General features: G+C 44.4%; 20 protein-coding genes and 1 other annotated feature. Of the genes, 17 read left to right on the forward strand and 3 right to left on the reverse strand.

The genetic code is table 11. The annotated features are described in order from the left end of the window. Positions 1-195 precede the first annotated feature (195 nt). Together AC4HAF_RS07975 and gorA are read left to right on the forward strand one after the other, a co-directional pair. Positions 196-1,842: a GBS Bsp-like repeat-containing protein gene (locus AC4HAF_RS07975; protein ID WP_491097327.1), complete on the forward strand. Its 1,647-nt coding sequence runs from the start codon at positions 196-198 to the stop codon at positions 1,840-1,842. A 228-nt stretch (positions 1,843-2,070) separates the two neighbouring features. Further along, positions 2,071-3,423: a glutathione-disulfide reductase gene (gene gorA, locus AC4HAF_RS07980; RefSeq protein ID WP_491097328.1), complete on the forward strand. Its 1,353-nt coding sequence runs from the start codon at positions 2,071-2,073 to the stop codon at positions 3,421-3,423. Positions 3,424-3,438: 15 nt separating this feature from the next. Here the strand turns inward: gorA and AC4HAF_RS07985 are convergent, their stop codons facing one another. Further along, positions 3,439-4,692: a bifunctional folylpolyglutamate synthase/dihydrofolate synthase gene (locus tag AC4HAF_RS07985; protein ID WP_491097329.1), complete on the reverse strand. Its 1,254-nt coding sequence runs from the start codon at positions 4,690-4,692 to the stop codon at positions 3,439-3,441. 125 nt (positions 4,693-4,817) lie between these two features. Next, positions 4,818-5,303: a DUF6556 family protein gene (locus AC4HAF_RS07990; RefSeq protein ID WP_491097330.1), complete on the reverse strand. Its 486-nt coding sequence runs from the start codon at positions 5,301-5,303 to the stop codon at positions 4,818-4,820. A 130-nt stretch (positions 5,304-5,433) separates the two neighbouring features. Between AC4HAF_RS07990 and AC4HAF_RS07995 the strand changes: the two genes are divergently transcribed. The 6 genes from AC4HAF_RS07995 to rpmA all read left to right on the forward strand — a co-directional run bounded on the left by AC4HAF_RS07995 (position 5,434) and on the right by rpmA (position 10,659). After that, positions 5,434-6,576 carry a cysteine desulfurase family protein gene (locus AC4HAF_RS07995; RefSeq protein ID WP_491097331.1) on the forward strand — a complete coding sequence of 381 codons (1,143 nt, stop codon included), beginning with the start codon at positions 5,434-5,436 and terminating at the stop codon, positions 6,574-6,576. A 239-nt stretch (positions 6,577-6,815) separates the two neighbouring features. Continuing rightward, on the forward strand, positions 6,816-8,033 hold the full coding sequence (gene thiI / locus AC4HAF_RS08000) for a tRNA uracil 4-sulfurtransferase ThiI (protein ID WP_491097332.1): 1,218 nt from the start codon (positions 6,816-6,818) through the stop codon (positions 8,031-8,033). Positions 8,034-8,268: 235 nt separating this feature from the next. Beyond that, on the forward strand, positions 8,269-9,468 hold the full coding sequence (locus AC4HAF_RS08005; RefSeq protein ID WP_491097333.1) for a CapA family protein: 1,200 nt from the start codon (positions 8,269-8,271) through the stop codon (positions 9,466-9,468). A gap of 105 nt (positions 9,469-9,573) precedes the next feature. Then, positions 9,574-9,647 (forward strand) — a sequence feature (ribosomal protein L21 leader region). A gap of 35 nt (positions 9,648-9,682) precedes the next feature. Next, on the forward strand, positions 9,683-9,997 hold the full coding sequence (gene rplU / locus AC4HAF_RS08010; RefSeq protein ID WP_491090645.1) for a 50S ribosomal protein L21: 315 nt from the start codon (positions 9,683-9,685) through the stop codon (positions 9,995-9,997). An 11-nt stretch (positions 9,998-10,008) separates the two neighbouring features. Then, positions 10,009-10,344: a ribosomal-processing cysteine protease Prp gene (locus AC4HAF_RS08015; protein WP_491097334.1), complete on the forward strand. Its 336-nt coding sequence runs from the start codon at positions 10,009-10,011 to the stop codon at positions 10,342-10,344. A 21-nt stretch (positions 10,345-10,365) separates the two neighbouring features. Continuing rightward, positions 10,366-10,659 (forward strand): 50S ribosomal protein L27, encoded by a 294-nt coding sequence (gene rpmA / locus AC4HAF_RS08020; RefSeq protein WP_491090643.1) that lies wholly within the window; start codon positions 10,366-10,368, stop codon positions 10,657-10,659. A gap of 286 nt (positions 10,660-10,945) precedes the next feature. On the opposite strand, the gene AC4HAF_RS08025 is transcribed toward rpmA, so the two are convergent. Continuing rightward, a complete protein-coding gene (locus tag AC4HAF_RS08025) occupies positions 10,946-12,733 on the reverse strand; it encodes a hypothetical protein (protein ID WP_491097335.1) in 1,788 nt (595 codons plus the stop codon). Between the two features lie 337 nt (positions 12,734-13,070). Here AC4HAF_RS08025 and AC4HAF_RS08030 point away from each other — a divergent pair, with 337 nt between their 5' ends. From AC4HAF_RS08030 to AC4HAF_RS08070, 9 genes are all read left to right on the forward strand, one after another. Beyond that, positions 13,071-13,976 carry a LysR family transcriptional regulator gene (locus tag AC4HAF_RS08030; protein ID WP_491097336.1) on the forward strand — a complete coding sequence of 302 codons (906 nt, stop codon included), beginning with the start codon at positions 13,071-13,073 and terminating at the stop codon, positions 13,974-13,976. Between the two features lie 9 nt (positions 13,977-13,985). After that, complete coding sequence (gene lspA, locus AC4HAF_RS08035; protein ID WP_491097337.1) at positions 13,986-14,453, forward strand: signal peptidase II; 468 nt, start codon at positions 13,986-13,988, stop codon at positions 14,451-14,453. Continuing rightward, entirely contained in the window at positions 14,437-15,327 is an 891-nt protein-coding gene (locus tag AC4HAF_RS08040; protein ID WP_491097338.1) for an RluA family pseudouridine synthase, read from the forward strand. The genes lspA and AC4HAF_RS08040 overlap by 17 nt, the downstream gene beginning before the upstream one ends. Before the next feature lie 173 nt (positions 15,328-15,500). Then, positions 15,501-16,073 carry a TVP38/TMEM64 family protein gene (locus AC4HAF_RS08045; protein WP_491097362.1) on the forward strand — a complete coding sequence of 191 codons (573 nt, stop codon included), beginning with the start codon at positions 15,501-15,503 and terminating at the stop codon, positions 16,071-16,073. Between the two features lie 205 nt (positions 16,074-16,278). Further along, positions 16,279-16,803 (forward strand): bifunctional pyr operon transcriptional regulator/uracil phosphoribosyltransferase PyrR, encoded by a 525-nt coding sequence (gene pyrR / locus AC4HAF_RS08050; protein ID WP_491097339.1) that lies wholly within the window; start codon positions 16,279-16,281, stop codon positions 16,801-16,803. Positions 16,804-16,891: 88 nt separating this feature from the next. After that, positions 16,892-17,818 carry an aspartate carbamoyltransferase catalytic subunit gene (locus tag AC4HAF_RS08055; protein ID WP_491097340.1) on the forward strand — a complete coding sequence of 309 codons (927 nt, stop codon included), beginning with the start codon at positions 16,892-16,894 and terminating at the stop codon, positions 17,816-17,818. Positions 17,819-17,936: 118 nt separating this feature from the next. Next, complete coding sequence (locus tag AC4HAF_RS08060; RefSeq protein WP_491097341.1) at positions 17,937-19,022, forward strand: carbamoyl phosphate synthase small subunit; 1,086 nt, start codon at positions 17,937-17,939, stop codon at positions 19,020-19,022. A gap of 116 nt (positions 19,023-19,138) precedes the next feature. Beyond that, a complete protein-coding gene (gene carB, locus AC4HAF_RS08065; RefSeq protein ID WP_491097342.1) occupies positions 19,139-22,318 on the forward strand; it encodes a carbamoyl-phosphate synthase large subunit in 3,180 nt (1,059 codons plus the stop codon). A 406-nt stretch (positions 22,319-22,724) separates the two neighbouring features. Continuing rightward, entirely contained in the window at positions 22,725-24,017 is a 1,293-nt protein-coding gene (locus AC4HAF_RS08070) for an efflux RND transporter periplasmic adaptor subunit (protein WP_491097343.1), read from the forward strand. Positions 24,018-24,019: the final 2 nt, after the last annotated feature.

The following is a 24,019-nucleotide window of genomic DNA, read 5'->3' on the forward strand; positions in this document are numbered from 1 at the left end:
TAATTCGAAAAACAGTATTATTAATAGATGTATGTATAAAAAATTTTAATCTTAGTAAACACTAATTGGAGTAGCTTACAAACATTTTTTATGATTTTAAACAATAAGCGCTCCTAGAAAAACCATCTTTCTTCCCAAATTTTATCTCAGTTCTTCGAATAAGATAAGTGAGATTAAACAAAAGGGAGATTTTTTGTGAAAAAGTTTAAAGCGGCACTTTTGGCAACGAGTATTTTGGGCATGGCGGCTGCGACGGATTATACTGCGGCCGATGTAAAGGATGTTCCGGCAAGAATCAGCCACTACAACAAACAGTTTGGGACCTTTGATATCGAGGCTAATCAGCCCTCAAACGGCAAGATTGTTCGGTCTTTGGATGTGGCGGTTTGGTCGGAAGAAGGCGGACAGGATGATATGCACTGGTATTCGGCTGATAATACTGGAAATGATCCGCTAACCGCCCATTTTGATCCTGCCAATCATGCCAGTAAGGCTGGCAGTTATGCGGTTCATGCGTATATGACCTATACTGATGGCAGCAGGCACGGTGTGGACTTAGGAAAGCAGGAGATTACACTGGCTGAGCCCCAGCTGGCTCTGACTCAAGCTGGTATTCAGATATTTTCCAAATTAACACCAAGCAAAGAAGCTCAGCTGGTTTCAGCGGTTTGGTCCGATAAAAATGGTCAGGACGATCTTAAGTGGTATGAAGCCGATGCTGCCGGGTATGCTCTGGCTGATTATGCCGGTCACAAAGATTACGGAACTTACCATATTCATACCTATCTAAAGCAAGATGGGAAGATGCTGCCTGTTGCGGCTCAGACCTTGCAGCTTCCCCGAGCTAATGTCAGCTGTCGGATTAATAAGGTAAAGGATACGCGGTATGAAGCTGTCATCAGCAATGTCCCTCCTTATATGAGCGCTGTCTATGTGCCTGTTTGGAGTGAGCAAAACGGACAGGATGATATTCAGTGGTACCGGGCAGAAAAAGAGGCAGACGGGACGTTTAAGGCGGCAATCACTTTAAAAAAGCATGATTTTAATCTTGGAGCATATCAGATTCACCTGTATGGGAGCGGTCCTTTAGGAGAATGGAACTTAGAAGGCATGACCTCGTCTGCTTTTAATGTGGAAACGATAGCAGCTTATGAGGATCCGCAACTAACTGTCCCTAATCATAATCCAGAAAAAGGAACTTTTGATGTCAGTGCTGCTGAAACCGATGACTCCAAGTCTATTAACTCAATCAGTATCGCTGTTTGGTCAGATGAGGATCAAGCCAATTTGTACTGGTACGAATCAGATCAAGTGTCAAACGGACAGGTTTCCCTTACTGCTGATGTGAAAAAACATGGCAATAAGAGCGGCAGTTATAATGTTCACGCTTATATTCATTACACAGACGGGACCTCAACAGGCCATATCCTGCCCAATTTGCAGCTTAATAAAGCAGAACCTTTGCCTCTTAAGGAGACTGCTGCACCGAGAATTATAACCTATACCAGCGAGACCAACACCTATCCGGTCGGTCAGTGTACTTGGGGTGTCAAGGAACTGGCGCCTTGGGCACCGAATTGGCTGGGCAATGGCGGTCAGTGGGCAGCCTCTGCGCGTGCCAAGGGCTTTAGGACAGGAAATGACGCACAGATTGGTGCTATTGCCTGCTGGGATGACGGCGGCTATGGGCATGTTGCTTATGTGACACATGTGGAAAATAATAACCGCATTCAAGTCAAGGAAGCAAACTACCAGAACCAGCAGTATATTGCCAACTTTCGCGGCTGGTTTGATCCAACTGACTCTTATTTGGGAGGTCTTACCTACATCTATCCGGACTAAGACCAACAGCAAAACCAGCACTGCCTTTCACAAAAGGAGCACTTGTTTGAATCGGCAAAGGTATGTGTTTGAGAGAGGCGGGCTTGCCTTGCGTGAGTACAGGATTGTTTCAGATAAGGGCTTGATTACAGTTTAAAAGCAGGCTGCCGGTTTTTTAGTATCAAAAAATTGTCAGCTGATTTTTTTTGTGATACAGTAATTCTATTATGAAATCAAGGAGTTGTTTGTATGACAAAACAATATGATTATATTGTTATCGGCGGCGGTTCCGGAGGGATTGCCTCTGCCAACCGTGCTGCAATGCACGGTGCTAAAGTTGTTCTTTTTGAAGCTAAGGAAGTCGGCGGAACCTGTGTTAATGTTGGCTGTGTTCCCAAAAAGGTCATGTGGTATGGTGCGCAGGTTGCGGACACGATTAACACCTATGCGTCAGACTACGGCTTTGATATAGGAGAAAAAGCTTTTGATTTTCAAGTGTTAAAGAAAAATCGTCAGGCTTATATTGACCGCATCCACGCCTCTTACGAACGTGGTTTTGACAATAACGGGGTTGACCGTGTGTATGACTATGCGACTTTTGTGGACAGTCATACGGTCGAATCAGGAGGAGAACGCTATACAGCACCGCACATTTTAATTGCGACGGGCGGACACGCTCTTCTTCCTGACATTCCGGGTAAAGAATATGGCATTACTTCGGATGGTTTTTTTGAATTAGATGCCGTTCCCAAACGTACAGCTGTTGTCGGTGCCGGCTATATAGCTGTTGAGCTGGCTGGTGTCCTTCATGCCTTAGGCAGTCAGACGCATCTTTTTGTCCGCCGTGACCGTCCTCTCCGAAAATTTGATAAGGAGATTGTTGAGACACTGGTTGACAGTATGAAAGAAGACGGTCCTGAACTGCATACTTTTGCTGTGCCGAAGGAAGTCATTAAGAACGCGGATAGCAGTTTGACTTTGGTTTTGGAAAACGGCGAAGAATACACAGTTGACACGCTGATTTGGGCAATTGGACGTAAGGCAAACACCAAAGGCTTTAATTTAGAAGCAACAGGCGTTGCTCTTAATAGAAAAGGTTTTATTGCCACGGATGAATTTGAAAATACCAATGTTGAAGGGCTTTATGCACTGGGAGATGTCAATGGCAAGTTGGAGCTGACCCCTGTTGCAGTAGCGGCAGGCCGCCGTTTGTCAGAGCGTCTGTTTAACAATAAGCCCAAAGAAAAATTAGACTACAATAATGTGCCAACGGTTATTTTCAGTCACCCAGCTATCGGTTCGGTTGGGCTGTCAGAAGAAGCTGCTCTGGCTAAATACGGTGAGCAGGAAGTAAAAGTTTATCGATCAGCCTTCACTTCCATGTATACAGCAATTACCAGCCACCGTCAGGCTTGCAAGATGAAACTGGTGACAGTTGGACCGGATGAAAAAGTTGTCGGTCTGCACGGCATCGGCTACGGTGTAGATGAGATGATTCAAGGTTTTGCTGTCGCGATTAAAATGGGAGCTACCAAGGCTGATTTTGACAATACGGTGGCCATTCATCCGACAGGGGCTGAAGAGTTTGTCACCATGCGCTAAGAATAAAAACAAGGTTCAGCTGAGCCTTGTTTTTTTAAGCAGATAATGTCTGACTTCTGAAATGAAATAGAGCGAGCCCGTTACAACAAAGAGATCATCGGACTTCTCAGCCTGCTTCAGCCAAGCACGGTAGTCTTTTATCTTGGGATAGCCGTCAGGGTAATCCTGCAGCGGCTGGGCTTCATAAAAAGAGAAAGTGGTCAGTGTAACATTAAAGGAGGCAAGGAGCTTCAGCATCTCTTCCAGCGGTTTTCTCTTCAGGCCGGCAAAGAGAATATGAATTGTTTTGTCAGGAAATTCGTCTTCGAGCAGCTGAATTAGTTTTTTAATGCTGTCTTCATTGTGAGCGCCGTCAAGCAGCAGATTGTCTGCAATCAATTCGCTTCGCCCCAGCCATAAGGCTGACTGAAGTCCCGTTTTTATGACGTCCGGCGTCAGTTTGGGAAATCTTTGAGAAAGAATGAGGCTGGTCATGGCAGCCAGACTGGCATTGATTTTTTGATGGCGGCCCGGCATTTTCAAACGAATATCGGCAATAGCTGCCAGTTTACTGCTAAAATCAAATGTTTTGCCTTTCTCGTTAATTGAAAAATCTTTCCCAAATTCATAAGCAGGACTTTTCATTTGCTGAGCAGTTTGGTAAAAGACAGGCTTGAGCTCATCTGTCATCGGTCCAAAGATGAGAGGGACTTTTTGGTCAAGTGCACCGAGTTTTTGCTGTGCAATTTCTGTCAGGCTGTTGCCCAGTGTTTCTGTATGGTCTTTGCTGATGGAAGGACAGACAAAAGCCAAAGCCTTGAAAACATTGGTAGAGTCGTGCAGTCCTCCAATGCCTGCTTCAATCAGAGCAATGTCAACCGGATTTATCTGTCCAAAGTAAACAAACATCATAAAGGTAATGATTTCAAACTCGGTTGGCTGACCGAGCGAAGAAGTGTTTTGCAGCTTGTCAACAAGAAGCCTTACTGTTTGAGCCAGGTGAGTGAGGTCGTCATCCGAAATGGGCTGTCCGTTAATTGCGATGCGTTCATTGAAATGAGTAATAAAAGGGGACGTAAATGTTCCTGTTTTATAACCGGCTCCAGTCAGTATATGCTGGAGGAAGCTGACAGTAGACCCCTTGCCGTTGGTGCCGACGATATGGACTGCAGAGAGATTTTGCTGAGGATTGCCGACGTTTTCAAGAAGAAAGGCCATCCGTTTTAAATCAGGCCTGCGTCCATTGGCTTTGAAAGAATGGATCCATTCCAGTGTTTGCTGATAGTTCATATCTTATCCTTTGATAGTTTTGATTCATTTTATTATATCATTATCTCTGATGGACAAGGTCAAAAGATGACAAAGCTTGGACCAAATAAAAAGGCTAGGAAATGTTATTCCCCCGCCTTTTGAAATTATTGAGCAGTATTGGCAGCACTGTCAGCGTTGTTTTGCTGATCTTGTTGCTGGTTATTAGCTGCCGGTGCCTGACTGTCTGCTTGGTCTTGAGCAGCAGCATTGCTGTCACTGTCGTCTGCGACTGTCGTTGCCGCTTGATTTTGAGCAGCAGAATTGTTACTGTTGCCGGCAGCGTTGCTGTCAGCAGCTTCGCCGGCCTGAGCACTATCAGCATTGCCACTGTTGCCTGCATCTGAATTATCGACTTCTTTTTCTTTGATAATAGTGGTTTTAGAAGTCGTATCGTTTTTATCGCTGTTGGCATTGTTGCGGTAATTGTTGATAGTAATCAAGGCTGTGATAATACCCAGAACCCCAGCGACAATAGCAACTGTCTTTTGAAGGGCTGAAAAGCCGGTTTTGATATGTTCAGTCGGACGTCTGCGGTTTTGTCCTTTAGGATTTTTATTAGGTTGTTGACGACGAGAATAATTGTTTGCCATGTTTCCTCCTTTTTTATAATATTATACGCTTTTTCCCTAAAAAAGCCATAAAAAAAGTCGTTCTTATTTTCGAAAGAAGTATAAGGAAATATGATATAATGTAGCTATTGTATTAAAAAAGGTGATAAGAATGATTTATTTTGATAATTCAGCGACTACGCTTCCTTATCCGGAGGTAATCAAAACCTATGAGGAAGCGGCAGCAAAGGTTTTTGGAAATCCCTCCAGCCTGCACCGTTTGGGCAGCCAGGCAACGCGGATTTTGCAGGCCTCCAGACAGCAGATTGCAGATCTTTTGGGCAAGTCTGCCGAGGAGATTTTTTTCACGTCCGGCGGAACGGAAGGTGATAATTGGGTCATTAAAGGTGTGGCTTTTGAGAAAAAGCACTATGGCAAACACATCATCGTTTCTGATATTGAACACCCGGCTGTCAAAGAATCTGCCAAATGGCTGCAAAGTCAGAGCTTTGAAGTTGATTTTGCTCCTGTTGATGCCAAGGGTTTCGTTGATGTCAAGGCTTTGGCTGACTTAATCAGACCTGAGACAATCCTTGTCTCTGTCATGGCTGTTAACAATGAAATTGGTTCTGTTCAGCCGATTGAAGCTATTTCTAAGCTCCTGGCTGATAAGCCGACCATTTCTTTCCACGTTGATGCTGTTCAGGCTGTTGGTAAGGTTGCAAGGGACGTTTATCTGACTGACCGTGTTGATTTTGCCACTTTTTCCGGTCATAAGTTTCATTCGGTGCGTGGGGTTGGCTTTGTCTATAAAAAAGCGGGCAAGCGGATTTCTCCCCTTTTAAACGGCGGCGGGCAGGAAGCAGGGCTCAGAAGCACGACTGAAAATGTGGCCGGTATTGCAGCAACTGCCAAAGCTTTGAGAATGGTGCTTGATAAAGAAGCAGCAGCACAAAAAAAGCTTCACGCAATCAAAGAGACTCTTGCAAACAGTTTGTCTGGCTATGATGATGTTACCCTTTTTTCAGGAAATGATCAGTTTGCGCCTAATATTCTGACTTTTGGCGTTAAGGGTGTCCGCGGTGAGGTATTGGTGCATGCTTTTGAAGATTATGATATTTATGTGTCGACAACCAGTGCCTGCTCATCAAAAGCGGGCAAACCTGCAGGGACCCTGATTTCAATGGGCATACCTGCCAAATTGGCTCAGACCGCTGTTCGGATCAGTCTGGACGATGATAATGATATGAGCCAGGCTGAACAGTTTTTGACCGTTTTTAAGCAGATATACCAACAGACCAAAAAAGTCAGGTAACCTCCAGCTTAAACCATGCAAAGCCGGAAAAAATCAAACACAGAGCTGAGATGTTGAATATCTAAAAAAGAGTTCTGTGCACTAAGCTGATCAGTATTTTCTTCCTGTGTTTTTTAACGGTGTATTTTTAGAAAGGAATAGAATACGGTTCTAAAAAGTCGATAATTCAGGCAGCGCTGCCGTTAAATTGCAGCTTTGCTGAATAGTGATTGTTTTAAGGACCTTTGTATCTTTATATTATGCAGTATTCAGAAATTATGGTACGTTACGGAGAGCTGTCTACCAAGGGCAAAAACCGTATGCGTTTCATCAATCAATTAAAACGAAATATAAAACATGTCCTGTCTGTTTATCCCGATGCCAAGGTGGCAGCGGATCGGGACCGCGCCCATGTTTATTTGAACGGAACGGACTATCACCCTGTGGCCGAATCGCTTAAACAGATCTTTGGTATTCAGGCGTTCTCTCCTTCTTACAAGGTTGCAAAAGATGTTGCTGTCTTGGAAAAAGCGGTGCAGGAAATCATGACCGGTCTTTACCGTGACGGACTGACCTTTAAGATTTCAAGCAAGAGGAGTGACCATCAGTTTGAGCTTGACAGCCGTGAGCTCAACCAAGTATTGGGCAGTGCTGTCTTTGAGGCTTTGCCGCAGATACAGGCTCAGATGAAAAATCCTGATATTACTCTCAAAGTTGAAATCCGCGAGGAGGCCGCTTACCTGTCTTATGAAAATATTAAAGGAGCCGGCGGCCTGCCGGTAGGTACTGCTGGCAAGGGCATGCTCATGCTGTCGGGAGGTATTGATTCACCGGTGGCCGGCTATTTAGCTTTGAAGCGCGGTGTTGATATTGAGGCTGTTCATTTTGCCAGTCCTCCCTACACCAGCCCGGGTGCGCTTAAAAAAGCTCATGATCTTACTCGTAAACTGACTAAATTTGGCGGCAATATTCAATTCATCGAAGTCCCTTTTACAGAAATTCAGGAAGAAATTAAAGCCAAAGCACCGGAGGCTTATCTGATGACTCTGACACGGCGCTTTATGATGCGGATTACGGATCGTATTCGTGAGAAGCGGGGAGGATTGGTCATCATCAACGGCGAAAGTCTGGGTCAGGTTGCCAGCCAAACCTTGGAATCCATGCAGGCCATTAATGCAGTAACAGCTACGCCTGTTATCCGACCGGTTGTGACCATGGATAAGCTGGAAATTATTGATATTGCAGAAAAAATCGATACCTTTAACATTTCCATTCAGCCCTTTGAAGACTGCTGTACCATTTTTGCCCCGGATCGGCCAAAAACCAATCCCAAGATAAAAAATGTGGAACAGTATGAGTCCAGACTGGACGTTGATGGTTTGGTTGCGCGTGCAGTAGCCGGCATTAAGGTCACAGAAATAACACCTAAGACGCAAGAAACGGATGAGGTGGACGATCTGATTGCTGATTTATTGTAATGCTGTTTGGACAGCAAGGCCGGAGTTATCCCGGCTTTTTTAGGTTTAGGCGCCTGCTGAAATTCCATAACTGACCTAAGCAACTATTTATAAACTGGGAGGCGCTTCAGCATTCAACAGAAAAACAGTGTTCCGTTTTTGTGATTTTAGCCTCTTTACTGGCTTGAAACAATTTATGATATAATAAACTAAAACCGCTGGAAAGCCGCTTTCTCTTGCTGGAGGGGTGATGGAAATGGAAAAGAAAAAGTTTACAAAGAACCGCAAAAAGGAAGAAACCCTTGTTTTGACAGTTTGTTTCAGCTTCTTGCTGATCCTGCTGCTGATTTATCATTTTATGGATAAAGATACGAATGAGATGGCAAAAAGCACGGATGACAGCGTTAAAACGGCTCGTGTTGTGGCAAACGGCGACATTCTCTATCATGATATCCTTTATACGAGTGCCCGAAAAAGTGATGGTTCTTACGATTTCAATCCTTATTTTAAATATGCTAAAAAGTGGATTTCTAAGGCTGATCTTGCCATTGGAGATTTTGAAGGGACCATCAGTCCGGACTTTCCTTTGAGCGGATATCCTTTGTTTAATGCGCCGCCGGCTGCTGCCAAGTCTATGAAAGATACAGGCTATGATGTTGTCGATTTAGCTCACAACCATATTCTTGATTCTCAGCTGTCCGGTGCCTTGAATACGGTAAAAACTTTTAATGATTTGGGACTGGGTACCATTGGTATTTACAAGAAAAACCGAGCAAAAGAGACATTTCTGATTAAAACTGTCAACGGCATCAAAATAGCTATTTTGGGTTATGCTTACGGCTATAACGGTATGGAAGCCAACCTGACGAAAAAAGAGCGGGCAGCTCATCTTTCCAATCTCAATCAAAAGAAAATCAAGGCGGAGCTTAAAGAAGCTGAAAAGAAAGCAGATGTTACCATTGCTATGCCGCAGATGGGAACGGAATATGCTCTTGAGCCGACGGCTGAGCAAAAAACGCTCTACCACAAGATGGTTAAATGGGGAGCAGATGTTATTTTCGGAGGTCATCCGCATGTAGCAGAGCCTTCTGAAACCCTGAAAAAAGACGGAGAAAAAAAGTTCATCATTTATTCTATGGGCAATTTCATCTCTAATCAGTCCTATGAAAATCTGCAAAATTATTGGACAGAACGCGGGCTGCTTATGGATGTTACGTTTGAGAAAAAAGCAGGTAAGACAGCTATCAAAACGGTTAAAGCCCATCCAACCATGGTCTGGTCTTGGGGAAAAGGCGAAGTCGGTGCTGAAGGCTATGAATACAAGGACTACCGAGTTTTGATTTTGGAAGATTTTATCAAGGGCGGCAAATACCGCAATAAGCTGGATGACGCGATGAAAGATAAAGCTGATACGGCCTATAAAGAAATGACAGATTTGGTAGACTTGAAATGGTAGCTTCTATTTCCATAAAACAAGCTGCCTAAAAATGCCTTATAATTTAGATTATTTGCTTGAAATGAAAAGATAAACATGTTACAATATAAAAGTTGACTAAATGCACATCCTGTGCAACCGCACGAACACCGTTCCAAGCAGTTTCGTACTCACGGTGCAAGGCGAGTCTTCACATGAGGGAAGCCCTCAAACAATATTCTATAGGAGGTGCATAATGAGCACATACGCAATTATTAAAACTGGCGGAAAACAAGTTAAAGTTGAAGTAGGGCAAGCAATCTACGTTGAAAAGCTTGATGTTGAAGCTGGATCAGAAGTAACATTTAACGAAGTTGTTCTTGTCGGCGGCGACAAAACGGTTGTCGGTACTCCGATTGTTGAAGGAGCTACGGTTGTTGGTACTGCTGAAAAGCAAGGTAAGCAAAAGAAAGTTGTTACTTTCAAATACAAACCTAAAAAAGGCAGCCACCGCAAACAAGGTCACCGTCAGCCTTATACAAAAGTTGTTATCAGCGCTATCAACGCTTAATCATTCGCTCTATGATTCAAGCAACCTTTATTCGTCATGACGGTTTGCCGGAAAGCATTCAGCTGACCGGACATGCCGGCAGCGGTGAATATGGCTTTGATATTGTCTGTGCAGCTGTTTCGGCTCTGGCGATGAATTTTGTTAATTCGCTTGAAGCTCTGGCAGACTGCAAGGCCGCTTTAGATGTAAATGAAATTGATGGTGGTTACATGAAGGTTGATCTTTCACATGTAACGCACAAAAGAGATGAGAAAGTACAGCTTTTGTTTGACAGCTTTCTCTTAGGCATGACTAATTTGGCGGAAAATTCATCCGAATTTGTATCCGTCAGGATCATCGAAAATTAATTGAAAAGAGGATACAACATTATGTTAAAAATGAATCTTGCTAACTTGCAGCTTTTCGCCCACAAAAAAGGTGGCGGTTCTACATCAAACGGACGTGATTCAGAAAGTAAACGCCTCGGTGCTAAAGCTGCCGACGGTCAAACTGTTTCAGGCGGTTCAATCCTTTACCGTCAACGCGGAACTCATATCCATCCCGGAGTTAATGTAGGCCGCGGCGGAGATGATACACTCTTTGCCAAGGTTGAAGGTGTGGTACGTTTCGAACGTAAAGGCCGCGATAAAAAACAAGTTTCTGTTTACCCAATCGCAAAATAAATAAAAAAGAGGGCTGGGCGAATTTTCGCTCAGCTCTCATGCTTTAAAAGCAACTCTTAACGCAGTGGTTGGAAGTAAGACTTGTTGGCTACCCCAACTTAGTCTTACCCCTGCACAGTTCTTAGGTACTTTAGCACCAATGAACCACTGCTTGCTGTTCTTATCCCTTATAGGGCAAGCGATAGCGACCGACCTAGTCAACTGTACGGAGGCGGGCAAGAACCTGAAAATTTTAATTTTTGGTTCTTGCTCGCCCCCTTTTGTTTGTCCTTTGCTTTATGGATTATTAAGGCTGCCAGAGAGTGGCCTTGCCCTCAGAATCAAGCTGATAGGTTTTGCCATTATAGTCTAAGGTGCGGTCAGTCCATTTTTCGCCAGTGTCCGGATCAAAATAGTAGAGGCTGCCGTCAATTTCAAAAAGCTCTCCTTTAATTTGTCCGCTTTCTTGATGTGAATAGCCCAGTTTGCTGTTATAGGATGGCTGAAAATAAAGCTGTTTGCCATCGATCATCTGCCATCCTGAAACAGCTGCGCCGTCTGCTCCTAAGTAAAGCCATCCGCTGAAAACAGGCTGATAATAGTAATTGTTAGACGGTGTGATGTGAACAAAACGATTGGTCCAGAGTTCTCCGCTGTCCGGATCAAGGTAATAAAATTTACCCTTGTCCTGAATCAAGCGTCCTTTGGCCTGACTGCCGTCAGAATAGAAGTAAAGCTGCTTGTTATCAATCGTCTGCCATCCTGAAACAGCGGCACCGTCATCGCCTAAATAATACCACACATCATAGTCGCTGCTGTAGCGGTCGCTGTATTGTTTTTGGCTGACGAAGCGGTTGGTCCAGAGGTCTCCGCTGTCCGGATCAAAATAATATTTTTTGCCGTTCAGAACCAGCATAGTTCCCTTAACTTGGCTGCCATCACTGTTGAAATAAAGTCGTTGTCCGTTGATGGTTTGCCAGCCTGTGGCAAGCTGATTGCTGCCATCAAGGTAGTACCAGTTAGACTCATTTTGATAGAATTGATTGTTTTCTATTTTATCATTGAGCAGGAGCCCGCTTTGACGGTCGGTCAAGATGAGCTGACCGTCATCGTCATAACCGATGCCTTTTAGCTGTCTGCCTTCTTTATCAAAATAGTAGCTTTGCTGATTGATGGTTTGATAGCCTGTGAGAACCTTTCCTTGATCGTCAAGATAATACCAGTCACCAATATAATTGACAAAACGGTTGGTCCAGAGTTCTCCGCTGTCTTGATCAAAATAATACTTGTCACCATCTATCGTGTATATGCTGCCCTTGTACTGAGCGCCCGTTCGAGGGCTGTTTTTTTCAGCGAAGTAAAGCTGTTTGCCGTCGACCGTCTGCCAGCCTGTCAGAGCTTTTCCGTCTTCGTCAAGATAATAGAAGCTGCCTGCTTTGTTAATAAATTGACTGACAGCGGGCTGCCCCTGTGAATCAATATAGTAGACGTCATTGTTTACAGTAATGAGCCGATCCTTTTGCAGGCTTCCGTCTGCTGAAAAATAATAGGTCTTACCATCAATCGTTTGAAAGCCTGTAAGCTGCTGGCCTTCTTGATCGAGATAATAGGTTTTCCCGTCATCTCTAGTGACAAAGCCTCTTGTTTCAGCAGATGTCTGCCTTGTTTTTTCAGCTGTTTGCGGCTGAGAAGAAGCAGACGTTTGTTCTTGAGAAACTTGATTCTTTTCTGAGGCAGAAGGCTTTTGTGTTTCACTGCCTGCAGCTGTTGTTTCTGCTGTGGTGACAGTTTCTTGCTCTTGCAGGTCCCCCTGAAAGGCAGTTGACGGCTGAGTCTCGCTTGTTTGGTCAGAAACGGAAGTTTCATCTGACGTTGAATCTTCAATTGAATCAGAACTTGAATAGTAAGCGGAAGCAGGCTCAGAAACCGCTTCGCTCGTTTGGCTGACAGCCGCTCCGTTTTGTGCAGGAGCCTTCTCTTCAGCTAAAACCGGAGCGGCTAAGGAGCCCAGAAGAACTGCTGCTGCGCTCATGATGAAGGTTCCGTGTTTCTTAATTTTTCCCTTATACGGTCTAAAGTAAGTTTGTCTTATCATAAAAACCTCTTTTCTTTTAAAGCAAAGTGCTGGACGACACCTTTATTATAGCACGCTGCGTAGGCTTTGCTTCTTAATGACTGTAAATGATAGCTATCTGTAATGCTGCTGAGATGATGACGCTTATTTGTCAAAAAACTGTATTTGCAGTTACTTTTTAGGCTGCCCTCTTCTTTTTTATCCTTGGGTATTTGAAGCCGGCAGCAGCAAAGCCAGGTGGCCGACGTGCCGGAAAACAGTGAGTGTCTGTCCAACAAAGATAATAAGCGAAAATCACGTGTAAAGTGTGATTTTTATTGTATAATAGAAACAGCAGTTAAAAAAAGAAAGAAGTATCATGAATATTCAGCAATTACGGTATGTGGTGGCTATTGCGAACAGCGGCACCTTTCGCGAAGCAGCTGCCAAGCTTTTTGTCAGTCAGCCCAGTCTGTCTGTAGCTGTCAAAGATTTGGAGCAGGAGCTGGGCTTTAAAATTTTTACACGCACGACGACTGGAGCTGTTTTAACCAGTCAGGGACTGACTTTTTATGAAAAGTCACTGGAGGTCGTTAAAAGCTTTGATTCTTTTGAAAAGCGCTATGCTAAGCCTGACAGTGTCAATAATCAATTTTCGGTAGCCAGTCAGCACTATGACTTTCTGCCGCCTCTGCTGACCAGTTTTTCCAAGCAGTACCCGGAATATAAAGACTTTCGAATTTTTGAAACGACAACGGCTCAGATTTTGGATGAGGTATCAGAGGGTCACAGTGAAATCGGCATTATTTATATGAACCAGCAGAATCGCAAGGGTATTTTGCAGAAAATGGATAAGCTGGGTCTGGAATTTGTCGAAATGATTCCTTTTAAGACGCATATTTATCTGCGCCAAAACCATCCTCTGTCTCAAAAGGAGCTCTTAACCATGGAAGACTTAGAAGGGCTTGAGACGGTTCGTTTCACTCAGGAAAAGGATGAATACCTTTATTATTCTGAAAATCTGGTTGATACCACTGGCAGTTCCTTGATTTACAATGTTACCGACCGGGCAACCCTCAATGGAATTTTGGAGCGGACGGACGCCTATGCAACCGGCTCAGGATTTTTAGACAGCCGCAGTGTTAACGGCATTACAGTTATTCCTTTGGATGATAAGCTGGACAACCGCATGGTTTACGTCAGACGCAGCAGCACAGCCTTATCAACGTGTGCTCTGAAGTTTATCAATGTTATGTTTAATTATTTTGAAACCTATAAGCCTTAAGGAGAACCTATGAGAAAACTATTACTGCCTTTTATCATTCTTCTTTTGGTTGGCTTGGATCAGCTCAGCAAAATGTGGGTTGTCAAGTCAATAGCTTTGGGTCAAATCGTCAATGTGATTCCCAACGTGGTCAGTCTTACTTATTTGAAAAACACCGGAGCCGCCTTTTCGATTTTAGAAAATCAGCAGTGGTTTTTTACGATTATTACCATAGTGGTGCTGGGAGCAGCAGGCTATTACCTTATCAGATTTATACAGTCTGACAATGTCTGGCTTTTGGCCGGTTTGATTTTGATTATTTCCGGCGGTATAGGCAATTTCATTGACCGCTTGCGGCTGGGCTATGTTGTGGATATGGTTCATCTTGATTTTGTTGATTTTGCAATATTTAATGCAGCAGATACATATTTGAGTATCGGAGTGCTGCTGTTGATTGTTGCCCTATGGAGAGAAGAAAAAAATGGAGATTCGCATTAAAGAAGCAGGAACGCGCTTAGATAAGGCGCTGGCAGATTTGACAGAACTGTCCCGCAGCCAAGCCGGTGAACAGATTAAGGCGGGGCTTGTTTTGGTTAATGGCAGAGCTCAAAAGGCCAAATATGCGGTTAAGGCAGGAGACGTGGTTACTTATGAACTGCCGCAGGAAGAAATACTGGACTGTCCGCCGCAGGATTTGCCGCTTGATATTATCTACGAAGATGCTGATGTAGCCGTTATCAATAAACCCCAAGGGATGGTGGTTCACCCTTCAGCCGGCCATCCTTCAGGAACGCTGGTTAATGCTTTGCTTTTTCACATTAAAGACCTGTCCACCATTAACGGTGTGGTAAGACCGGGTATCGTTCATCGCATTGATAAGGATACTTCGGGACTTTTGATGATCGCTAAAAATGATCAAGCCCATCAGTTTCTGGCGGATGAACTAAAGGAAAAGAAATCATTGCGTCAGTATCTGGCCATTGTGCACGGCAGTCTGCCTAATGACCGCGGGATCATTGAGGCACCGATCGGCCGCAGCGACAAGGATCGTAAAAAGCAGGCTGTAACGGCAAAAGGTAAGCCTGCTCTCACACATTTTCAGGTTGTGGAGCGCTTTGATGATTACACTTTGGTCAGGCTGACTTTAGAGACCGGAAGAACGCATCAGATTCGCGTTCATATGGCCTATATCGGGCATCCGGTTGCCGGAGATCCGCTTTATGCACCAAAGAAAACCCTCAAAGGACAAGGACAGTTTCTTCATGCTGAGACCTTAGCCTTTACCCATCCTGTTACAGGCCGGTTGATGCGCTTTTCTGCAGAAGTGCCAGCAGTTTTCCAAGAGACCTTAGATCAGCTGCGCCATCATTGAGAGAATTTTTTTAATATTTAAGCTAAAAAGCAGGGCAAAATCCGACAGATTCTGGATTCTGCCTTGTTTTTTGCTGACAATTTATTGCGGTATATTTTTTGACTTTTTGTTAAAATAGGGACATGAAGAAATCCAATCCTTTAAAAACAGAAACAAAGCTAAAGTACGTTCGTATAGTTTTGCGCTTAGTTACCTGGCTGGTGATTTTAGCATTAATCTTTTTGACTGTTCATCTCTACAATAAGGGCTACCTGACAGATGTTCAAAAATTGCGTGCTGCCATGAAAGGTTACGGCACTTGGAGCCCCTTGATTTTTATTTTGCTGCAAATTATTCAGGTAGCCATTCCTATTTTGCCGGGCGGTGTTTCCACTTTAGCAGGTGTTGTTATTTTTGGTCCTTTTTGGGGCTTTATTTGGAATTACATTGGTATTTGCACCGGTTCTGTTTTGGGCTTTCATATTGCCAAACGGTTTGGGCGGCCTGCTTTGGAGGCCTTCTTCAGTCCTAAGCTGCTTGAAAGCTATGAACATCGGACCAACTCGGACAGTAAATTTGCTAAATATTTTGCCTGGGCCATCTTTCTTCCGATTGCGCCTGATGATTTGCTCTGTTATCTGGCCGGAACGACCAGCATGAGTTACAAACAGTTTATAACCATTATCCTATTGGGCAAGCCGGCAGCCATTCTTGCCTATAGTTTGGGTTTGATGACCATTTTATCAAAATTATTCGGTCTTGGCTGAGTGATTCTTACCAATAAAAAACAGCTGACTCTTGAAAAATATAAGCAGTATGTTATAATGAATGAAATGAATATTCCTTTAACACTGTCCCGTGAGGCAGGCAAGGAGCCGGTAAGAAAAAAAGTGCAGGGGAAACTGTACTTATATTTCGTGAAATCTCCTTGTATGAGGAGATTTTTTCTTATTTTTTACAGAAAGGCATTCTATGAAAACAAAAGAAATTGTTGACGGTGTCACTATGAAGCGTGCTATTACACGCATCACCTACGAAATTATTGAGCGCAATAAGAGTCTCGATACGATTGTACTGGCGGGTATCAAGACGCGCGGTGTTTTTATTGCCCGCCGCATTCAAGAGCGTCTCAAGCAGATTGAAGGAATTGATGTGCCGCTGGGCGAACTTGATATCAAGCCTTTTCGCGATGATATTAAAATCGAGGAAGATACAACCAATATGCCGGTTGATATTACTGACCGTGATGTGATTTTAGTCGATGACGTTCTCTACACGGGCCGCACAATCCGTGCTGCCATTGATAATCTCGTCAGTCTCGGACGTCCGTCCCGAGTGAGTCTGGCAGTCTTGGTGGACAGAGGACACCGAGAGCTTCCTATCCGTGCGGACTACGTTGGGAAAAATATTCCAACCAGCGGTTCAGAAGAGATTGTTGTTAATATGACAGAAAGTGATGGCAAAGACAATGTTTTGCTGCTTGCTCAGGAAGATTAACAGCAAACTTTAAAGTGTTTTGAGACATTTAATGTCCGCATAGAAGGCAAGCCTATATGAAATTTCTTTAAGAAAAGGACAGGTTCTGATGATAGTTACTGATGGTGTTGTGTCGCTCAAGCATTTGGTCAGCATGGAGATTTTATCCAATGAGGAAGTGCTCGGTTTAATTAAAAGAGGGTTGGCTTTCAAAGAAAAAAAAGTCCGTTTTTCGCTGGACAGGCAGTACTTTGCGGCAAATTTATTTTTTGAATCATCAACGCGGACGCACAAGTCTTTTGAAGTGGCAGAGAAAAAGCTGGGGATGGATGTTATTGAATTTGATGCTAAGACCAGCTCTGTAAACAAGGGTGAGACCCTCTATGATACGATTCTGACCATGAGTGCTCTGGGCGTTGATATCTGTGTTGTCCGCCATTCGCAGGATGACTATTATAAGGAGCTGATTGACAGCCGGACTATTCAAACCTCTATCGTTAACGGCGGGGACGGTTCCGGTCAGCATCCCAGCCAGTGTCTGCTGGATTTGATGACTATTTATGATGAATTCGGAAGCTTTGAAAATCTCAAGATTGCCATTGCAGGAGACATTACCCACTCTCGTGTCGCTAAGTCCAATATGCAGATTCTTAAGCGTTTGGGCGCTCAGATTTACTTTTCCGGTCCCAAAGAGTGGTATTCTTCTGAGTTTGATGTTTACGGCAATTATGTTGCTATTGATGATATCGTTGATCAGGTGGATGTCCTCATGCTGCTGCGCGTCCAGCACGAGCGCCATGACGGCAGCGGAAGCTTTTCTAAAGAGACCTACCATGAGCAGTATGGTTTGACCAAGGCTCGCTATGATCGGCTGAAAAGCTCTGCTATTATCATGCATCCGGCTCCGGTGAACCGTGACGTGGAAATTGCAGACAGTCTGGTGGAAGCTCCCAAATCGCGCATTGTCGCTCAGATGCAAAATGGGGTCTTTGTCAGAATGGCTATTTTGGAGGCGATCCTGAAAGGAAAGACCTGATTAACATCTTGTGACCATTCTGAAAAAAGATAAATAAAAATTTCAGTCAGCCGTTTTTACTTAAGCAGCCGCGAATGACTAAAGTGAGAACTTGCTGATTTTACTGAAAGGTACATATATGAGAAAGAGACTTTTAATTTTAGAAGACGGAACAATTTTTGAAGGCCAGGCTTTTGGAGCAGACCTTGATGTAACAGGAGAAATTGTTTTTAATACCGGCATGACAGGCTATCAAGAGTCTATTACGGACCAGTCTTATAACGGGCAAATTTTGACTTTCACCTATCCGTTGGTCGGCAATTATGGGATTAACCGTGATGATTATGAAAGTATTACCCCGACCTGTAAGGGAGTAGTCGTTTCTGAGAATGCCCGTCTGGCCAGCAATTGGCGCAAACAGATGACTTTGGATGAATTTTTGAAAGCCAAGAATATTCCGGGTATCTCAGGCATTGATACCCGTGCTCTGACCAAGATTATCCGCCATCATGGAACAATGAAGGCGACACTGACCAACGGCGGAGACGAATTAAGCCACCTGCAGGATCAGCTGCGGGCCACTGTGCTGCCGACAAATAATATTGAGCAGGTATCGACCAAGGCGGCTTATCCGGCTCCGGGTATCGGTAAAAACATTGTTCTCGTTGACTTTGGGCTCAAACATTCCATCTTGCGTGAGTTTTCAAAGCGCAGCTGCAACGTGACTGTTGTGCCTTATGATACAACTGCAGAGGAAATTCTCAATCTGAATCCGGACGGAGTTATGCTTTCTAACGGTCCCGGCAATCCCCAAGATGTTCCGGAAGCCTTGGATATGATTCGGGGAGTTCAGGGGAAGATTCCGATTTTTGGTATCTGTATGGGCCATCAGCTCTTTAGTCTGGCTAATGGCGCGACGGCTTATAAGATGAAATTCGGTCACCGCGGCTTTAACCATGCGGTACGTGAAATTGCCACAGGCCGGATTGATTTTACCAGTCAGAACCACGGTTATGCGGTCGAACGCGAAAGCCTGCCGGAAGACTTAATCATCACACATGAAGAAATTAATGATAAATCCATTGAAGGGGTACGCCACCGCCGTTATCCGGCTTTTTCGGTTCAATACCATCCGGATGCTGCGCCGGGGCCGCACGATGCCTCTTACCTCTTTGATGAATTTTTAGAAATGATTGATGCCTTTCAGCAAGATGCTAAAAGTTAAAAGGCGGCTAAGAAACCATGCTCCGAGTGAATGAAGAGATTTACTGCTGGAAGCGCTTTTCACATCAAGAATGATTATTTAATGTTAACCAGAGAGCTAGCAAATAGGAGAACTAAATGCCAAAACGTACAGATATAAAGAAAATCATGGTTATCGGTTCCGGTCCGATTATTATCGGTCAGGCTGCGGAATTTGACTATGCAGGGACACAGGCCTGCCTTGCTCTCAAAGAAGAAGGCTACAGTGTTGTGCTTGTCAATTCCAATCCGGCCACGATTATGACGGATAAGGAAATTGCAGACAGTGTTTATATCGAGCCTATAACCATCGAATTTGTGACACGTATTCTGAGAAAAGAGCGGCCTGATGCTCTGCTGCCAACCCTAGGCGGACAGACAGGCCTCAATATGGCTATGGAGCTGTCCAGAGCCGGTATTTTGGATGAACTGGGTGTTGAGCTCTTAGGGACCAAGCTGTCTGCTATTGATCAGGCTGAAGACCGTGATCTCTTCAAACAGCTGATGGAAGATTTAAAACAGCCAATTCCTGAATCCGATATTGTCAACAGTGTTGAAGAAGCAGTAGCTTTTGCCGGTGAAATCGGCTATCCTGTCATTGTCCGTCCGGCCTTTACCCTAGGTGGAACCGGCGGCGGCATGTGTGCCGATGAGGCAGAGCTCAGAGAGATTGCCGAAAATGGTCTCAAACTGTCACCGGTAACCCAGTGCTTGATTGAGCGTTCCATTGCCGGTTTTAAGGAAATCGAATACGAAGTCATGCGCGATGCGGCTGACAATGCCTTGGTTGTCTGTAATATGGAGAACTTTGATCCTGTCGGTATTCATACGGGAGATTCCATTGTTTTTGCGCCGACACAGACACTGTCAGACATTGAAAATCAAATGCTGCGCGATGCCAGCCTCAGCATTATCCGCGCTTTGAAAATCGAAGGGGGCTGCAATGTTCAGCTGGCGCTGGATCCAAACAGCTTTAAATATTATGTCATTGAGGTTAATCCGCGTGTTTCCAGATCATCAGCCTTAGCGTCCAAAGCAACCGGCTATCCCATTGCTAAATTGGCTGCAAAAATTGCGGTCGGTTTGACGCTTGATGAAATGATCAATCCGGTTACCGGTACGACCTATGCCATGTTTGAGCCCGCTCTTGATTATGTGGTGGCCAAAATCCCGCGCTTTCCTTTTGATAAATTTGAACACGGGGAACGCCGTCTGGGAACACAGATGAAAGCAACCGGTGAAGTGATGGCAATCGGCCGCAATATTGAAGAAAGCCTTCTCAAAGCCTGCCGTTCGCTTGAAATCGGTGTTTATCACAATGAAATGGCAGAGCTTGCTGAGGTAACAGATGATGCTTTGGTTGAAAAAATCGTTAAGGCTCAGGATGATCGGCTTTTCTACCTGTCAGAGGCTATCCGCCGGGGCTACACGATTGAAGAGCTGTCAGAATTAACTAAGATTGATCTTTTCTTCCTTGATAAGCTGCTGCATATCTATGAAATTGAGCAGGCCTTGGCAAGCCATATCAAGAATCCTGATATACTTAGGGAAGCTAAACGCAATGGTTTTTCAGACCGTAAAATTGCCGACCTCTGGCACATGTCAGCTGAAGAAGTGCACAAGTTTCGTCTGGATCAGCAGATCATTCCTGTCTATAAGATGGTGGATACCTGTGCGGCAGAGTTTGAATCTGCAACACCTTACTTTTATTCTACTTATGAACTGGAAAATGAATCTATCAAATCGGACAAGGAATCCGTTCTGGTTTTAGGTTCGGGTCCGATTCGGATCGGTCAGGGCGTGGAGTTTGACTATGCTACCGTTCATTCGGTCAAAGCCATTCAGGCTGCCGGTTATGAAGCGATCATCATGAATTCCAATCCAGAAACAGTGTCCACGGACTTCTCAGTCTCAGACAAGCTCTACTTTGAACCCTTGACTTTTGAAGATGTGATGAATGTCATCGAATTAGAGCAGCCAAAAGGTGTTATTGTTCAGTTTGGCGGACAGACAGCTATTAATTTAGCAGAGCCCTTGTCAAAAGCCGGCGTGACAATCTTGGGAACACAGGTAGCAGACCTTGACCGCGCAGAAGACCGCGACCTTTTTGAGCAGGCCTTGAAAGATCTGAACATTCCTCAGCCGCCCGGTCAAACAGCAACCAACGAAGAAGAAGCTGTTGCCTCTGCCCGCAAGATTGGCTTTCCTGTCCTTGTACGTCCATCCTATGTTTTAGGCGGCCGTGCTATGGAAATCGTGGAAAACGAGGATGACCTGCGCGCTTACATGCGGACAGCTGTTAAGGCCAGTCCTGATCATCCGGTTCTGGTTGATTCGTATTTGGTTGGCCGTGAGTGTGAAGTTGATGCTATTTCGGATGGCGAAAATGTCCTTATTCCGGGAATTATGGAACACATTGAGCGTGCCGGGGTTCATTCCGGTGATTCTATGGCTGTCTATCCGCCGCAGACACTTTCGAAGGAAATTCAGCAAACGATTGCTGATTACACCAAACGTTTAGCGATCGGTCTTAACTGTATCGGCATGATGAATATCCAGTTTGTTATTAAAGACGATACGGTTTATGTTATTGAGGTCAATCCTCGTGCCAGCCGGACAGTACCTTTCTTATCCAAAGTCACCGATATTGCAATGGCTCAGGTAGCGACTCAATTGATCTTAGGACGCACACTGCCTGAACTTGGTTATACAGACGGCCTCTATCCGGAAAGTCAAAATGTTCATGTGAAAGCACCCGTCTTTTCGTTTACGAAATTAGCCAAGGTTGATAGTCTCCTAGGTCCTGAAATGAAGTCTACGGGCGAAGTAATGGGAACAGACTCAACCCTTGAAAAAGCTCTTTATAAAGCTTTCGAAGCCTCATATTTCCATCTTCCCTCTTTTGGAAATGTCATCTTCACTATTGCTGATGACACAAAGGAGGAAGCCTTGGATTTGGCACGGCGCTTCTCCAATATCGGCTACAGCATTCTTGCCACTGAAGGAACCGCTGACTTCTTTGCTGAGAACGGTTTAGAGGCCCAGGTTGTCGATAAGCTCGGCGACAATGATACCAATGACATTCCTGCTTTCGTCCGGGCAGGCAAGGTTCAGGCCATTGTCAATACAGTTGGCAACAAGCGTACGTTTGATGAGGACGGGGCAGCAATTCGCAGCTCTGCTATTGAACACGGGGTACCGCTCTTTACAGCCTTAGATACGGCAGCCGCAATGGTTCAGGTTCTTGAGAGCCGAGGCTTTATTACACAGGCAATCTAATTTGAACGGATACTGTGCGAATTTATCCCCCTGGTGCTATTTCAAATCAGCAATCCCTATTTTCTCAGCATTTAGCCGGTCAGCTTTCGTAAAAAAGAGCCAAAGTGCTTTAGCAGCTTTATAAAAGCCGGCAAACAAAGAGATTATTATCCAGGTTTTTAAGTGAGAAAGTGAAGTCAACCATCCTATATTGATTGGCTCACTTTCTTTTTTATTTTATGGTCAGAAAAGCCTTGACATCAGAAAGCAAAGGTTGTATATTTGTATTATAAAGTTAGAACAATAAGCTAGCTGTTTATCTGTGAGCAGCAGTCTTACATTTTTGTAAGATTTTCTGATAAAAGTGTAAGGCTTTTACGTTCGCTTTAGGATATGATGAAAAGGAAAAAAGCAGGAGGGGAAGGTTATGCCAAAAAGAAAAGGTAAAATGACCAAAAAGAAAAAAGGATGGATTATCGTGGGCAGTTTTGCAGCGGCTGTTGTTGTGCTGGGCTTAATTTGGATAAAGCTGCAGGAGACCAGTCAAATAGACTCGCAGAATGTCGGTTATCAGACGGTTAAGGTAAAAGAAGGCTCTATTGCCTCATCAACCTTGCTTTCAGGAAGGATTAAGCCCGAATCAGAACAATATGTTTACTATGACAGCAACAAGGGCAGCAATCCCAAAGTAGTGGTTGCTGCCGGAGATCAGGTAACTGCGGGACAGCAGTTAGTGCAGTATGATACAGGTGAGGCTCAGGCTGCTTATGATCAGGCAGTCAGAAACCTTAATAAGGTCAACCGTCAGATTACAAATTATCAAACCTACGGGACTGTACCGTCAGCAGACAATTCTGCAGAAAGCAGCTCTGCTGCTGATTCGGCAACAGGAGAGGGCAGTACTGCTGGAGCTCAAGGCAGCGATTCAGCAGGCGGTATGACTGACAGTTCTGCAGCTGCTCTGACACCGACAAATTCTACAAATTATGATCAGCAGCTGCAGGATTTATACGATGCTCAGGCCGGTGCCCAAGATGAGGTTAATAAGGCTCAGACAGCTCTGAACAACACATCTGTAAACAGTGAAGTAACCGGAACAGTGGCAGAAGTTAACAACGATATTGATCCTTCCGGAAAAACCAGCAAAGCCTTAGTTCATGTGACCAGTGAAGGCAAATTGCAGGTTCAAGGCACTCTGACAGAGTATGATTTAGCAAATATCAAAGTTGGACAAGCCATTAAAATTAAATCCAAAGTCTATGATAATAAGGAATGGGACGGAAAAATTTCTTACATTTCAAATTATCCAAGTCAGTCAGACCAAGAGCAGTCCCAAGGAGCCGGCTCATCCGGCAGCGGTTCATCTTCAGGTGCGGCTGCCTACGACTACAAAGCAGATATTACCAGTGATTTAGGTGATTTAAAACAGGGCTTCACCGTATCTGTAGAAGTTGTCAATGAAAATAAGAGCCTCATTATTCCGACATCAGCATTGGTGAGCAAAAATGGGAAAAACTATGTTTGGGTTTATGACAACTCAAACTCCCGGGTTTTGAGAAAAGATGTCGCTGCAGGTAATGCCGATGCCAAGTCACAGGAAATTTCTTCCGGTCTTAAGAAGGGCCAAGTGGTTATTGCCAATCCGGACAAGAGCTTAAAAGAAGGCAAGAAGATTGATAAACCTTCTGCTACAAACGATAAGGCCGGCGAGAAGAGGTGAGC

This window comes from Streptococcus sp. ELY_90 (assembly GCF_058314475.1).

What these genes read in the sequence shown, in the direction of transcription:
- AC4HAF_RS08025 (WP_491097335.1), bottom strand. Translation starts at nt 12,733, where the DNA reads ATGATAAGACAAACTTACTTTAGACCGTATAAGGGAAAAATTAAGAAA.
- AC4HAF_RS08040 (WP_491097338.1), top strand. Translation starts at nt 14,437, where the DNA reads ATGGAGATTCGCATTAAAGAAGCAGGAACGCGCTTAGATAAGGCGCTG.
- AC4HAF_RS08070 (WP_491097343.1), top strand. Translation starts at nt 22,725, where the DNA reads ATGCCAAAAAGAAAAGGTAAAATGACCAAAAAGAAAAAAGGATGGATT.
- AC4HAF_RS08060 (WP_491097341.1), top strand. Translation starts at nt 17,937, where the DNA reads ATGAGAAAGAGACTTTTAATTTTAGAAGACGGAACAATTTTTGAAGGC.
- AC4HAF_RS08055 (WP_491097340.1), top strand. Translation starts at nt 16,892, where the DNA reads ATGATAGTTACTGATGGTGTTGTGTCGCTCAAGCATTTGGTCAGCATG.
- AC4HAF_RS08030 (WP_491097336.1), top strand. Translation starts at nt 13,071, where the DNA reads ATGAATATTCAGCAATTACGGTATGTGGTGGCTATTGCGAACAGCGGC.
- AC4HAF_RS07990 (WP_491097330.1), bottom strand. Translation starts at nt 5,303, where the DNA reads ATGGCAAACAATTATTCTCGTCGTCAACAACCTAATAAAAATCCTAAA.
- AC4HAF_RS07985 (WP_491097329.1), bottom strand. Translation starts at nt 4,692, where the DNA reads ATGAACTATCAGCAAACACTGGAATGGATCCATTCTTTCAAAGCCAAT.
- lspA (WP_491097337.1), top strand. Translation starts at nt 13,986, where the DNA reads ATGAGAAAACTATTACTGCCTTTTATCATTCTTCTTTTGGTTGGCTTG.
- AC4HAF_RS08015 (WP_491097334.1), top strand. Translation starts at nt 10,009, where the DNA reads ATGATTCAAGCAACCTTTATTCGTCATGACGGTTTGCCGGAAAGCATT.
- rplU (WP_491090645.1), top strand. Translation starts at nt 9,683, where the DNA reads ATGAGCACATACGCAATTATTAAAACTGGCGGAAAACAAGTTAAAGTT.
- thiI (WP_491097332.1), top strand. Translation starts at nt 6,816, where the DNA reads ATGCAGTATTCAGAAATTATGGTACGTTACGGAGAGCTGTCTACCAAG.
- AC4HAF_RS07995 (WP_491097331.1), top strand. Translation starts at nt 5,434, where the DNA reads ATGATTTATTTTGATAATTCAGCGACTACGCTTCCTTATCCGGAGGTA.
- gorA (WP_491097328.1), top strand. Translation starts at nt 2,071, where the DNA reads ATGACAAAACAATATGATTATATTGTTATCGGCGGCGGTTCCGGAGGG.
- pyrR (WP_491097339.1), top strand. Translation starts at nt 16,279, where the DNA reads ATGAAAACAAAAGAAATTGTTGACGGTGTCACTATGAAGCGTGCTATT.
- carB (WP_491097342.1), top strand. Translation starts at nt 19,139, where the DNA reads ATGCCAAAACGTACAGATATAAAGAAAATCATGGTTATCGGTTCCGGT.
- AC4HAF_RS08005 (WP_491097333.1), top strand. Translation starts at nt 8,269, where the DNA reads ATGGAAAAGAAAAAGTTTACAAAGAACCGCAAAAAGGAAGAAACCCTT.
- rpmA (WP_491090643.1), top strand. Translation starts at nt 10,366, where the DNA reads ATGTTAAAAATGAATCTTGCTAACTTGCAGCTTTTCGCCCACAAAAAA.